This is a genomic window from Paraburkholderia fungorum, assembly GCF_046026025.1.
Classification (GTDB): Bacteria; Pseudomonadota; Gammaproteobacteria; order Burkholderiales; family Burkholderiaceae; genus Paraburkholderia; species Paraburkholderia fungorum_E.
On the sequence record NZ_JAQQFL010000004.1, the window covers coordinates 98,197 to 111,707 of the forward strand.

The following is a 13,511-nucleotide window of genomic DNA, read 5'->3' on the forward strand; positions in this document are numbered from 1 at the left end:
CGCCCTGCGCTATTGGCCGAATCTCTCGGAAATGCAGGTGCCGCCATTTTAGTCGAGTCTCCCACTTTCCATGCCAGCCCTTAAAGTCTCTTCCGATCAACGCGCCGAATTGCGCTCCCAGGCACATGCGCTCAAACCGGTCGTGCTCGTCGGCGCCGAAGGCTTGACCGACGCTGTGCTGTCGGAGATCAAGGTCCACCTTGGCGCGCATCAACTGATCAAAATCCGCGTATTCGGCGACGAACGCGAAGAGCGCCTTGCCATCTACGAACAGATCTGCGACCAGCTGAACGCCGCTCCGATCCAGCACATCGGCAAGCTGCTGGTGATCTGGAAGCCGGAAGCAGCAGCACAACCGGCCGTGAAGGCCAAACGCGGCGCCCTGCCGAGCGCTCGCGAAGCGGCTGTCGAAGCCAAACCGGGTAAAGGCCGCGCACCGCGCGTGGTCACGGTGGTCAAACCCAGCGAAATCCCGATGCGCAAGCCGAAGGCAAAAGCGGTCGTGGTGCGCGGCAATGAACGCGTCACACAAGGCGGCAACATCAAGCGCGCCAAGAAGCGCCAGACCAGCGCGAAGCGCGCGCATCAGTCGTCGAAGTAAGCGAATGATGAAGGGTGCGGACAGTGTCCGCACCTTGGCGTGAACTGCTCGGGCAAACCGGTTAGGTAATGCCGCTCGGGCGCCTCTACAGGCAAACCCGCCTCAGCGAGCGGCAACCTCGCCACTCAACTGACTCAACCGATTACTTTCCCCGCGGCGCTGCGAGTGCCCTGCTCCGCTGTCACGACGCCGACGCTCGCTGGCAGCTTCCACACCAGCGCCACAGCCAGCAGGCTTTCGACCAGGTAAAACAGACTCGACACGCCGTGCAGGATGCCAAAGCGCGTCGCATAAGCGGAATGCCCGACATCACTGCCCGCCTCCAGCGCGGCAATGCGCATTGCGTTCATGAACGGCTGCAACGCAAAGTAGCCCACCAGGACGCACACCAGCATACCGGCAATCAACCAGCGCAAGCGACGATATACGTCGCTGCCGCGGCGAACCAGGACGTTCGCCAGACCCAGCAGCAAAATGCCGCAAACCGCGCCCAGCACACCCTCGATGCGAAACAGTTGCGCCGCCACGGCGCCTGCCGTCATGCGGTCGAGTGACGTAAACAGCACCGGCGCGACGGCATAGCCGATAGTCAACAGACTACCGACCCACACCACCGTCAACAGACGGAACAGTCGATGCGGCATCAAGGACACCGGGGCCGCCTTCAAACGTAGCTAACCGCGATAATTTCGTACTCGCGCACGCCGCCCGGCGCCTGCACCGATGCAACGTCGCCTTCCGACTTGCCGATCAGCGCGCGTGCGATCGGCGAGCTGATCGAGATCAGACCGTGGTCGATGTCCGCTTCGTCGTCGCCGACGATCTGGTATTTGACCTTCGCGCCCGAATCGAGATCTTCCAGCTCGAGCGTCGCGCCGAATACGACGCGGCCGTCCGCCTCCACCTTGGACGGGTCGATAACCTGCGCACCGGCCAGTTTCGATTCGATTTCAGCAATGCGGCCTTCGACGAAACCCTGCTTCTCTTTCGCCGCGTCGTATTCCGCGTTTTCCGACAGATCGCCCTGGGCACGCGCTTCCGCGATCGAATTGATCACCGAGGGACGCTCAACCGATTTCAGGCGCTGCAATTCATCGCGCAACATTTCCGCGCCGCGCTTCGTCAATGGAACAGTGCTCATAAACAACTCTATGCAAAAAACAGCCGTAAAAAAAATCACCGCGGTTAAGTGCATTCCGCGGGGCTGACGTTCCGGGCAAAAACCCGGGCCACAGCACCTGCGGAACGCCGCTTAACCGCGGCACTTACATCTTAGACAGGTATTCGAAGCCTTAGTTTAGGCGAGCGTGGAGTCCTTGTAAATCATAGACTTCCAGGTTCTTCAAATAGCGCAACCCTTCAACTGCGGCCCGTGCGCCCGACATGGTCGTGTAGTACGTGACCTTGTTCGCCTGCGCGCTCATGCGGATCGAGCGCGAGTCGGCGATCGCCGCGCGGGTTTCGTCGACGGTCGTGAAGACCAGCGCGATTTCGCCGTTCTTGATCATATCGACAATGTGCGGACGACCGTCCTTCACCTTGTTGACCACCTTGACCGGCACGCCGGCCGCTTCGATCGCGGCGGCCGTACCCTTGGTCGCGACGATCGGATAGCCGAGTTCGTGCAGCATGCGCGCGACTTCGACGGCCTTCGGCTTGTCGGCATCCATCACGGTCAGCAGCACCGTGCCTGACTCCGGCAGACGCGAACCTGCGGCGAGTTGCGACTTGAACAGCGCTTCGCCGAAGGTCTGGCCCACGCCCATCACTTCGCCGGTGGAGCGCATTTCCGGTCCGAGTACCGGATCGACTGCCGGGAACTTGACGAACGGGAACACGGCCTCTTTCACGCTGAAGTACGGCGGGTTGATTTCCTTCGTCACGCCCTGTTGTGCGAGCGTCTGGCCGACCATCGCGCGCGCCGCGATCTTGGCGAGCGGCAGGCTGGTCGCCTTCGACACGTACGGCACCGTACGCGATGCACGCGGATTCACTTCGAGCACGTAGATCACGTCCTCTTTCGAACCGTCCGCCTGCGGCACTTGCTGGATCGCGAACTGCACGTTCATCAGGCCGATCACGTTCAGCGCCTTCGCCATTGCGCCGGTCTGGCGCTTCAACTCAGCAATGGTTTCCTGCGACAGCGAATACGGCGGCAGCGAGCAAGCCGAGTCGCCCGAGTGGACGCCCGCCTGTTCGATGTGCTCCATCACGCCGCCGATGAACACAGCTTCGCCATCGGAGATGCAATCCACGTCGCATTCGATCGCGTCGTTGAGGAAGCGGTCGAGCAAGACCGGCGAATCGTTCGACACCTTCACGGCCTCGCGCATGTAGCGCTCGAGGTCACGCGGCTCGTGGACGATTTCCATCGCGCGGCCGCCGAGCACGTACGACGGACGCACCACCAGCGGATAGCCGATTTCCTCGGCGAGCTTCAGGGCTTCGTCTTCGGCACGCGCAGTGCGATTCGGCGGTTGACGCAGGCCGAGGTCTTGCAGCAGCTTCTGGAAACGCTCGCGGTCTTCCGCGGCGTCGATCATGTCCGGCGAGGTGCCGACGATCGGCACACCGTTCGCTTCGAGATCGAGTGCAAGCTTCAGCGGCGTCTGACCGCCGTACTGCACGATCACGCCGACCGGCTTTTCCTTGTCGACGATTTCGAGCACGTCTTCGAGCGTCAGCGATTCGAAGTACAGACGATCGGACGTGTCGTAGTCGGTCGAAACCGTTTCAGGGTTGCAGTTGACCATGATCGTTTCGTAGCCGTCTTCGCGCATGGCGAGCGCGGCGTGCACGCAGCAGTAGTCGAACTCGATACCCTGGCCGATCCGGTTCGGGCCGCCGCCCAGCACCATGATCTTCTTGTTGTTCGTGGGGTTTGCTTCGCACTCTTCCTCGTAGGTCGAGTACATGTAGGCGGTTTTCGTGGCGAACTCGGCTGCGCACGTGTCGACGCGCTTGTAGACCGGGCGCACGTTCAACTCGATACGGCGTTGACGCACTTCCGCCGGCTTCGCGCCAAGCAGTTTCGCCAGACGGCGGTCCGAGAAGCCGCTTTGCTTCAGATACTTGAGCTCTTCCTTCGACAGGCTTGCCAGCGTACGGCCGGCCAATGCCTTTTCCTTCAGGACGATCTGTTCGATCTGCGCGAGGAACCACGGGTCGATCGAGGTTTCTTCGAAGATCTCTTCGGCCGTCATGCCGATACGGAACGCGTCGCCGACGTACCAGATGCGATCCGGACCGGCTTCGCCGATCTCGCGGATGATCTCGTCGCGGTTGTTGGTCTTTTCGTCCAGACCGTCCACGCCGACTTCCAGACCGCGCAGCGCCTTCTGGAACGATTCCTGGAAGGTGCGGCCAATGGCCATCACTTCGCCGACCGACTTCATCTGCGTGGTCAGGCGCGCGTCGGCCTCGCGGAATTTTTCGAACGCGAAACGCGGGATCTTGGTGACCACGTAGTCGATGGTCGGCTCGAACGACGCCGGGGTCTGACCGCCGGTGATTTCGTTCTTCAACTCGTCAAGCGAGTAGCCCACCGCCAGCTTCGCCGCGATCTTCGCGATCGGGAAGCCGGTGGCCTTCGACGCCAGTGCCGACGAACGCGACACGCGCGGATTCATTTCGATCACGACCATCCGGCCATCTTTCGGATTGATCGAGAACTGAACGTTCGAACCGCCGGTGTCCACGCCGATTTCGCGCAGCACGGCGAGCGATGCGTTACGCAGGATCTGGTATTCCTTATCGGTGAGCGTTTGCGCCGGCGCGACGGTAATCGAGTCGCCGGTGTGGATGCCCATCGGGTCCAGGTTTTCGATCGAGCAAACAATGATGCAGTTGTCCTTCTTGTCGCGGACCACTTCCATCTCGTACTCTTTCCAGCCGAGCAGCGATTCTTCGATCAGCAGCTCGCGCGTCGGCGACAGGTCGAGACCGCGTTTGCAGATCTCTTCGAATTCGTCGCGGTTGTACGCGATGCCGCCGCCCGAACCGCCGAGCGTGAACGACGGGCGGATCACGACCGGATAACCGCCGCTGCCCGTTTGCACAGCGATGTCGGCCTGCACCTGCAGCGCTTCTTCCATGGAATGCGCGGTGCCCGACTTGGCCGAACCGAGGCCAATCTTCGTCATCGCGTCTTTGAACTTCTGGCGGTCTTCCGCCTTGTCGATCGCTTCCGGCGACGCGCCGATCAGCTCGACCTTGTACTTGTCCAGCACGCCGTGCGCGTGGAGATCCAGCGCGCAGTTCAGTGCGGTCTGGCCGCCCATGGTCGGCAGGATCGCGTCCGGGCGCTCCTTGGCAATGATGCGCTCCACCACTTCCCACGTGATCGGCTCAATGTAGGTCACGTCGGCCGTGTTCGGGTCGGTCATGATCGTCGCCGGATTGCTGTTGACGAGAATGACCTTGTAGCCTTCCTCACGCAGCGCCTTGCATGCCTGCGCGCCCGAGTAGTCGAACTCGCACGCCTGGCCGATGATGATCGGACCCGCGCCGATGATAAGGATGCTTTTAATGTCTGTCCGCTTGGGCATAACGCTCTCGCTAATGTATTCCTGAATTCTTTCCGTCGGCGCGCTGCGTTAATACGTTGCGCGCTCTGCTCTGTGTTGTGCGGCTCGCCGTGCTTCGCGTTGATCACATTGATCGCGCTGATTGCGTGGCGAGCCGCGCGCCGCCGGGGCGCTTCACAAGCTATTTATGCCGCTGCGGTCTTGCCGGCCTTCTTTGTGTCCATCAACGCGGTGAAGCGATCGAACAGATAGGCGATGTCGTGCGGACCGGGCGACGCTTCCGGGTGGCCCTGGAAGCAGAACGCGGGCTTGTCGGTCAGCGCGAAGCCTTGCAGCGTGCCGTCGAACAGCGAGATGTGCGTGACTTTGGCATTGGCCGGCAGCGTGTCGGCGTCGACCGCGAAACCGTGGTTCTGCGACGTGATGACGACGCGGCCGTCGTCAAGATCCTTCACCGGATGGTTCGCGCCGTGGTGACCCGTCTTCATCTTCATGGTCTTCGCGCCGACGGCGAGGCCCATGATCTGGTGACCCAGGCAGATGCCGAAAGTCGGGATGCCGCGCTCAATCAGTTCCTTGGTGGCGCGAATCGCGTAATCGCACGGCTCCGGATCGCCGGGGCCGTTCGACAGGAAGATGCCGTCCGGGTTGAGCGCCAGCGCGTCAGCCGCGGAGGCTTGCGCCGGCAGCACGGTGACGTGGCAGCCGCGCTCGGCCAGCATGCGCAGAATGTTGTACTTCACGCCGTAATCGAACGCGACCACGCGGTACTTCGGCGCGCTCTGCGTGCCGTAGCCGGAGCCCAGACGCCATTCGGTCTGGTTCCATTCGTAGGTTTCTTTCGTCGACACGACCTTCGCGAGGTCCATGCCCGACAAACCCGGGAACGAGCGCGCGAGTTCGATTGCCTTCGCTTCGTCATCCGAACCGGCCAGAATGGCGCCGTTCTGCGCACCCTTGTCGCGCAGCACGCGCGTCAGCATGCGGGTGTCGAGACCGGCGATGGCGACCACGCCTTCGTCCTTCAGGTATTGCGGGAGCGTGCGCTCCATGCGGAAGTTCGACGCGAGAACCGGCAGATCACGGATGATCAGGCCGGCGGCATGGACTTTCGTGGCTTCGACGTCTTCGGCATTCACGCCGACGTTACCGATGTGCGGATACGTGAGGGTCACGATCTGGCGCGCGTAGCTCGGGTCAGTCAGGATTTCCTGATAGCCGGTGATAGCGGTGTTGAACACGACTTCGCCGATCGTATGCCCGGGGGCGCCGATCGAGTAACCACGAAAGACCGTGCCGTCGGCGAGTGCGAGCAAAGCGGGAGAAAATGACGGCAACACGGGAGACTCCTTGGGGAACACCCTGTTGCCGACCTGTCTATCCGACTGCGAGCCGCAGCGAAACGCATCGACAGGATGCGCGCGCAGACTCGCTCGCGTACTGCTGGTGACGTCGCAAGGGGCGCGATAGGTCCATTGTGTGGACGGATCGGCCAGGGTGCGGGGCGTCAAAAGCGCGCGGCGGATGAACGGTATGGGAGAGGTAGGCGCTAGGGTGCGGGTTGATAAGCTCAAACCTTGAAATTATAGCGCGAAACACCCCTTCCCTCCAAATCCGAGATGGGGAGCCAGCGTAGCCGGGTACGGCCTGAAACAGGTCGAAGCCTTGCTGAGCATGACGACGAAGCGGCCGGACAAGGTTTGCACGGGTCAGAATCGGGATAAGAACGGTAAATATGACACCGCCCTGCAAACCACGCGCGACGGCCTTAAACCTGCTGTTCCGCAGGCACGTGCGCGGGCTGAAGTCGTGCGCGGCCCGGCAATACGTACCAGATCGCACTCAACACCTGCAACGCCACCAGGATGCCCCAGGCGCTCAGATGCGCGGCGGCCGGATAATGGCCCTCATTGGCCGGCCAGCGCGACAGCACTGCCCCAACGCCGATCTGGAAGCCGAAAATCAGCAGAAAGATGATCAGCGTCAGCGTGGTATTTACCCGGCCGATCATCTGCGCCGGAAAATGGCGCGCCATGACCGCGTAACTGAGAATGCCGGTGCCGCCGAAAACCCCATATGCCGCCCACAGCAGGCTCGCGGGCAGCGGCGCGTTGAACATGATCAGCAGTTGGGTCAGCACGTAGAGCGCCATGCCGATGCCACAAAACACATATAACGAAATTCCACGCCGCTCCAGCCCACGCGCCGCCGCGCCGAAACCAACGCAACCCGCCATCATCGCAAAGCCAAGAATCGACACCAGCGACGCGGCTTCACGCGGCGCAAAACCCTGCACGTCGCGCAGCCAGGCGCCGACCCATAGCGACTGCATCGCGTAGAACACGCCTTGCGTGACGATGGAAAACGAGCCGATCTTCCAGAACGCCCCGCTTCTCAAGATATGCAGGGTGCCTTTGAACTGAGCGCCGATGCTGGCCTGGCGGTGCGTTTCCCGGGCGTCTGGTGCAAGCGTCCACTGCGCTACCGCCACCACCACCGTCATCAGGCCCAGACCGACACAGACGGCACGCCAACTGGCGAAACCCAGTACCCACGTAAGCGGCGAGCCGACCATCACACCACCGAAGCCACCGATCGCCATCACGAGCCCGTTCATCAACGGCAGACGCCCCGGCTCGAAATGCTGCGCCAACGCCTTAAAGGCAGCGCCAAGACATACCGAGACGCCGACGCCGATCAGCAACCGCCCGAACATCATCATGCCGACGCTGTGCGCCGCGCCGAACACCCAAATTCCGAGCGCGGCAAACAGCATGGTGACCGCCGTCACCCGACGCGCGCCGTAATGATCGAGCAGCACGCCGGCCGGAATCTGAGCGCCCGCGAAACCGAGGAAATACAGACTGGTCAGCAAACCGAGATCCGTGGCCGACAAACCGAGATCGTGTGTGATGAAGGGGGCAAAGCCGAGATTGACGCCGCGAAACACGTAAGAAACGAAGTAGCCGGCGGAAAACAGGAGAAAAACGCGCAACTGGGTCGACGACAGGACTTTTGAAATGAGCGACCGGGTTTGGCCTAAGCACGCAAGATAAATGAAACAGGCGAACTTCGCCTGAATTGATCTGCAGAATGAAAAACGCCGTCACCACGGGTGACGGCGTCGGAATAACACGGTGCGTGATCGGAGCGCAATTCACGCGTTGCCCCCGCAACGCATGGGGTCACTACCGTGGTGGCCGCTTTTGGTCTACTTACCCTTCTTCGCGTTGGCCGCGGTCTTCGGGCGGCTATCTGCCGCGGCCTTCGACGCCTTGCTGGACGTGGAAGCCGATACCTTCGTCACCTTGCCCTTGCTGGCGCTGGACGTTGTCGGCTTGCTGGTTTTACCCACCGGCTCGGACACCTTGACCACGGCGGCACGGCCACGACCCTTCTTCTTATCGTAGCGCGAATCGCCCCTCGTGTCTGCGACACGGGTGCCGATCTTCTCGACGCCGCCGCCTTGCACGTCGGTCGCGATGCGCTCCGGACCCGGTTCGCTCGGCATGGCCTTACCAACCGGCACGTGCAGCACGATCACTTGCCCACGCGAAACCTGATCGCGATGCGTGCGATTCCACGCCTTCAACTGACCGATCGAGACGCCGTAACGCACCGCGATGGCGGCCATCGACTGATTGCGGCGCACGCGAATCAACATCTTGCGGGTGTCGGGGACATCCGGCTCCATGGCCAGCACCGCGCTTTCTGCGACATCGGCGCTAATGTCTTCGTCGTCGTCCGAACCACGCGGCACCACGATCGTCGAGCCTGGCTTCAGACGCATGCCGGCCGGAATCTTGTTCACTTCCATCAGCGTGTCAGCGTCGACACCGATCTTTTGCGCGATCGCCGCCGGTGCGGCACGCTCGGTGACCGTATAGGTGGTCCACGACGACAGCGAACCGGAGTACGCCTTCAGATTGCGTTCGAACGCACTGGCATTGTCGAACGGCAGCAGGATCTGCGGCTGCGTAGCGCCGAGAATCACCGGCTTTCTGAACGACGGGTTCAGCGAGCGGAATTCATCAGGGGAGAGATTCGCGAGTTTCGCCGCCGTGTCCACGTCGATGTCGTGCGAGGTCGTGACCGTGACGAAATACGGGTGGTTCGGGATCGACGGCAGCGTGAGCCCGTACATCTGCGGGTTCATCACAATATTCTTTACTGCCTGCAGCTTGGGTACGTAGTTGCGCGTCTCGTTCGGCATGCGCAGACTGAGGTAGTCGGTAGGCAGCCCCGCCGCCTCGTTGCGCGCGATCGCACGCTGCACGTTGCCCTCGCCCCAGTTGTAGGCGGCGAGCGCCAGTTGCCAGTCACCGAACATGTCATGCAAACGCGACAGATAGTCGAGCGCGGCGCTGGTCGAAGCCAGCACGTCGCGCCGCTCGTCCTGCCACATGTTCTGCTTGAGATTGTAGGTACGGCCCGTGCCCGGCATGAACTGCCACATGCCGGCTGCCTTCGCCACCGACAATGCCTGCGGGCTATACGCGGATTCGATGAACGGCAGCAACGCGAGCTCGGTCGGCATGTGGCGCGCTTCGAGCTCTTCGACGATGTGGTACAGATATTTCTGCGAACGCTCGGTCATGCGCTGCACGTAGTCCGGGCGCTGCGCATACCAGTTGACCTGCATGTCGACGAGGTCGGTTTGCAGATCCGGCATTTGAAAACCACGACGAATACGGCCCCAAAGATCGGCGTCCGCGCTCGTCAGTTGATTGACGGAGCCCTGGTCGACGTTGATTGTCTCTTTGGCGGTGGCTGTCTTGCGAAGGGCGTCAGCTACGGCTTGCTGACTGGCGGGGTTGGTTGCGGCGGTAGGGCTATTCGTCGTCGGTCCCTGACTCGCGCAAGCGGCGAGTGTCAGAACCAATAACGCACTAAAGATAAATCGCATGAACGTCTCGGCTTCCACAAGGGCTGGAATTTGCAGCCGATAGTACGAAACGGCAACGTTTACGTCAATCGGAATATGACGAAAAAAATCAAGGAAATCTAAGACTTGGCGAATTTTTCCGATTCTTCGCGTGAGGAATACCCTGATGGCAGTCGGGTCAACGGAAGCGATTTTTCCATTCGCGCATCAGCGTAAATGCCGTTAAACGATCGGGCACTTTTTCATGCAACTGTTCTTGCAGGCTCGCCTGAATCGCCGGATTGTCCGCGCGCAAAAATGGGTTCACGGCACGTTCGTGGGCAATGGTGGTCGGCAACGTCGGCACATGACGCGCGCGTAATTCGCTCGCCTTGTCACGCCAGGCTTGCAGTTCGACGTTGCCCGGCTCGCAGGCGAGCGCGAAGCGGATGTTCGACAACGTGTACTCGTGCGCGCAATGCACTTCGGTCGCGCCCGGGAGTGCGGCAAGCGAATCCAGCGATGCCAGCATCTGCGTGGGCGACCCTTCGAACAACCGGCCGCAGCCGCACGCGAACAGCGTGTCGCCGCAAAACACGTGCGGCGTGCCGCGCGGATCAGCCGCCTGAAAATAGGCAATATGACCGCTCGTGTGACCGGGCACGTCGAGTACATCGAATTCGAGTGCGGGCGCCGCAATCGTCACGTGATCGCCATTTTCAAGACGGTGCGTGAGATGCTGGATCGCTTCACCGGCGGGGCCGTACACGGGAACAGCCTGGCCGTTCAGCAGATCGGCCACCCCACCGACATGGTCTTGATGATGGTGCGTGAGTAAAATAGCGCTCAGCCGCCAACCCCGTTTCGCCAGATATGCGCGCACAGGGGCGGCCTCACCCGGATCGACGACCACCGCATGATGCCCGTCGGAGACGACCCAGATGTAATTGTCTTCAAACGCCGGGACCGGTACGTACTCGAGCGCATTCATAGGCGACGCATTCTCTGATATGACTGATCGAGCGATTATAGACTGGCCTGCCTGGACCGATTCGCCACCCGGGCGCTACGTACTCGAGTGGGAACAGACCCAGCTCGATCGCGTGGTGTCCGACGTGTTCGGTTACCATGCGCTGCAACTCGGCCTGCCGCAGCTCGACGCCTTGCGCGAAAACCGCATGCCGTGCCGCGGGCTCGTGCTCGACGCAGCGAGCGGCGCGAGTGCGCCCTATACGTTGCCGCTCGGCTCGGGGCGTGCCGGGAATGGCGCAGGGAATGGTTTGCGGAGCGGCGCCACGCAAGGTCTGCCCGCGGGTCTGCCGGCACCCACGGGGCGTAGCGCGGTCTGGTGCGATCTGCTCGATCTGCCGTTCGAAGCACAGAGCGTCGATCTGATCGTCATGCCGCATACGCTGGAATTCACGAGCGACCCGCACCGGCTGCTGCGCGAAGCCGAACGCGTGCTGATGCCCGAAGGCCAACTGATCATTCTCGGCTTCAATTCGCTGTCGCTGTGGGGCGCGCGCCAATCGGTCGGCAAGATGACCGGCCGGCCGTTCGTGCCCGCGGCAGTCGACCTGATCGCCTTCACGCGCCTGAAAGACTGGATCAAACTGCTGGGCTTCGACCTTGAACGCGGGCGCTTCGGCTGCTATCGTCCGCCGCTCGCCAGCGATCAATGGCTGTCCCGCTATGGTTTCATGGAAGCCGCCGGCGACCGCTGGTGGCCCATTTTCGGCGCCACCTACATGATCAAGGCGATCAAGCGCGTGCGCGGCATGCATCTCGTCGGTCCGCTGAAAGTGAAGAAACCTGTCCTCGCCGCGGGCCTCGCGCCCGCCGCCACCCCGAACACACGCAACCACACTCAATGACTTCCGACATCATCGACATTTATACCGACGGCGCCTGCAAGGGCAACCCAGGCCCCGGCGGCTGGGGCGCGCTGCTGCGCTTCGGCGACCAGGAAAAAGAATTGTTCGGCGGTGAACCCAACACCACCAACAACCGCATGGAGCTGATGGGCGTGATCGCCGCGCTCGAGGCGCTCAAGCGTCCCTGCAAAGCCGTCGTGCACACCGACTCGCAGTATGTGCAGAAAGGCATCAGCGAATGGATTCACGGCTGGAAGAAAAAAGGCTGGATCACCGCCGCGAAGCAGCCGGTGAAGAACGCCGATCTCTGGAAGCGGCTCGATGCACTCGTCGCGCAGCACGAGATCGAATGGCGCTGGGTGCGCGGTCACAACGGACACCCGGAAAACGAGCGCGCGGATCAACTGGCCAATCGCGGCGTCGCGTCACTCGCGCAAGTGTGATGCGTGCCGTCATGCCCGCTGCAGCACTGGCGCGCGCCCTCCTTCTTTTGCTGATTTTTTAGAGCAGGCTAATCCGACATGCGTCAACTCATCCTCGACACCGAAACCACCGGCCTGAATGCACGAACCGGCGACCGGATTCTTGAACTCGGTTGCGTCGAAATGGTGAACCGCCGGCTCACTGGCAACAACCTGCATTTCTACATCAACCCGGAACGCGACAGCGATCCGGGCGCTTTGGCCGTTCACGGGCTGACCACCGAGTTCCTGAGCGACAAGCCGAAGTTCGCCGAGATCGCCAATCAGATTCGCGACTTCATTCAGGACGCGGAGCTGATCATTCACAACGCGCCGTTCGACATTGGCTTTCTCGATGCCGAATTTGCGCTGCTGGGTTTGCCGCCGGTGAAAACCTACTGCGGCGAGATCATCGATACATTGGCGCGCGCCAAGCAGATGTTCCCTGGCAAGCGCAATTCACTCGACGCGCTGTGCGACCGCTTCGGCATTAGCAACGCGCACCGCACCCTGCACGGCGCACTGCTCGACTCGGAACTGCTCGCCGAGGTGTATCTGGCGATGACGCGCGGCCAGGAAAGCCTCGTCATCGACATGCTCGGCGACTCACACGGTGGCGGCGACGCGCACGCACCGCGCATCGCGATCGACTCGCTGAATCTGGTCGTGATTGCCGCGAGCGACGCTGAGGTCGCCGAGCATCAGGCCGTGCTCGACGGCCTCGACAAAGCGGTCAAGGGCACGAGCGTGTGGCGTCTTGATCCGTCGCCGGCTGCGGATGAGCAAACCGCTTAAAAAACACTAGACGAGTCGAAAAATCCCTGACATAATTCGGTTCTCTTCGGGTGGTTAGCTCAGCGGTAGAGCACTGCCTTCACACGGCAGGGGTCACAGGTTCAATCCCTGTACCACCCACCAGAATTCGCTGGTTTCCGAAGAACCGCAAAAGAAAGCCCTCGAACTTGAGTCGAGGGCTTTTTTGTTTTTGCCTCGGCTTTGCGCCCACACGGCAGAACGATCACTCAGGTGTACGCACGTTATTAGGTGCCCTCATGCGCACATGCGCATGCTGCGCGTCGAAGTCAACACCGAACTTTCGTACGATTGCGGTCGCCAAATACTGCTGATATAGTCAGTCTTCGGGCACTCGCCCCGTCTACTTTTCTCATCTCTTACGACTACAGG

General features: G+C 61.5%; 11 protein-coding genes and 1 tRNA gene. 5 read left to right on the forward strand and 7 right to left on the reverse strand.

What is annotated here, in order from left to right:
* Nucleotides 1–70: 70 nt before the first annotated feature.
* A complete protein-coding gene (locus tag PQR67_RS06580) occupies nt 71–601 on the forward strand; it encodes a YhbY family RNA-binding protein (RefSeq protein WP_408456094.1) in 531 nt (176 codons plus the stop codon).
* A 134-nt stretch (nt 602–735) separates the two neighbouring features.
* On the opposite strand, the gene PQR67_RS06585 is transcribed toward PQR67_RS06580, so the two are convergent.
* The 7 genes from PQR67_RS06585 to gloB form a co-directional block, all read right to left on the reverse strand.
* Nucleotides 736–1,245 (reverse strand): DUF4149 domain-containing protein, encoded by a 510-nt coding sequence (locus PQR67_RS06585; protein WP_408456097.1) that lies wholly within the window; start codon nt 1,243–1,245, stop codon nt 736–738.
* A 20-nt stretch (nt 1,246–1,265) separates the two neighbouring features.
* Nucleotides 1,266–1,742 (reverse strand): transcription elongation factor GreA, encoded by a 477-nt coding sequence (greA, locus tag PQR67_RS06590; RefSeq protein ID WP_097389983.1) that lies wholly within the window; start codon nt 1,740–1,742, stop codon nt 1,266–1,268.
* A 151-nt stretch (nt 1,743–1,893) separates the two neighbouring features.
* Nucleotides 1,894–5,148, reverse strand: a complete 3,255-nt coding sequence (gene carB, locus PQR67_RS06595; protein ID WP_408456099.1) for a carbamoyl-phosphate synthase large subunit — start codon at nt 5,146–5,148, stop codon at nt 1,894–1,896.
* A 164-nt stretch (nt 5,149–5,312) separates the two neighbouring features.
* Complete coding sequence (gene carA / locus PQR67_RS06600) at nt 5,313–6,467, reverse strand: glutamine-hydrolyzing carbamoyl-phosphate synthase small subunit (RefSeq protein WP_408456543.1); 1,155 nt, start codon at nt 6,465–6,467, stop codon at nt 5,313–5,315.
* A gap of 428 nt (nt 6,468–6,895) precedes the next feature.
* Nucleotides 6,896–8,137, reverse strand: a complete 1,242-nt coding sequence (locus PQR67_RS06605; RefSeq protein ID WP_408456545.1) for an MFS transporter — start codon at nt 8,135–8,137, stop codon at nt 6,896–6,898.
* Nucleotides 8,138–8,338: 201 nt separating this feature from the next.
* Nucleotides 8,339–10,033, reverse strand: a complete 1,695-nt coding sequence (locus tag PQR67_RS06610) for a transglycosylase SLT domain-containing protein (RefSeq protein ID WP_408456101.1) — start codon at nt 10,031–10,033, stop codon at nt 8,339–8,341.
* A 157-nt stretch (nt 10,034–10,190) separates the two neighbouring features.
* Nucleotides 10,191–10,982, reverse strand: coding sequence for a hydroxyacylglutathione hydrolase (gene gloB / locus PQR67_RS06615; RefSeq protein WP_408456103.1), 792 nt, complete (start codon nt 10,980–10,982; stop codon nt 10,191–10,193).
* A gap of 19 nt (nt 10,983–11,001) precedes the next feature.
* On the opposite strand from gloB, the gene PQR67_RS06620 reads away from it, so the two are divergent.
* The 4 genes from PQR67_RS06620 to PQR67_RS06635 all read left to right on the forward strand — a co-directional run bounded on the left by PQR67_RS06620 (nt 11,002) and on the right by PQR67_RS06635 (nt 13,244).
* Nucleotides 11,002–11,865 (forward strand): class I SAM-dependent methyltransferase, encoded by an 864-nt coding sequence (locus PQR67_RS06620; protein WP_408456106.1) that lies wholly within the window; start codon nt 11,002–11,004, stop codon nt 11,863–11,865.
* Nucleotides 11,862–12,308 (forward strand): ribonuclease HI, encoded by a 447-nt coding sequence (rnhA, locus tag PQR67_RS06625; protein ID WP_028199171.1) that lies wholly within the window; start codon nt 11,862–11,864, stop codon nt 12,306–12,308. The genes PQR67_RS06620 and rnhA overlap by 4 nt, the downstream gene beginning before the upstream one ends.
* A gap of 78 nt (nt 12,309–12,386) precedes the next feature.
* Nucleotides 12,387–13,121, forward strand: coding sequence for a DNA polymerase III subunit epsilon (gene dnaQ / locus PQR67_RS06630; protein ID WP_408456108.1), 735 nt, complete (start codon nt 12,387–12,389; stop codon nt 13,119–13,121).
* A 48-nt stretch (nt 13,122–13,169) separates the two neighbouring features.
* Nucleotides 13,170–13,244 (forward strand) — tRNA-Val (locus PQR67_RS06635).
* Nucleotides 13,245–13,511: the final 267 nt, after the last annotated feature.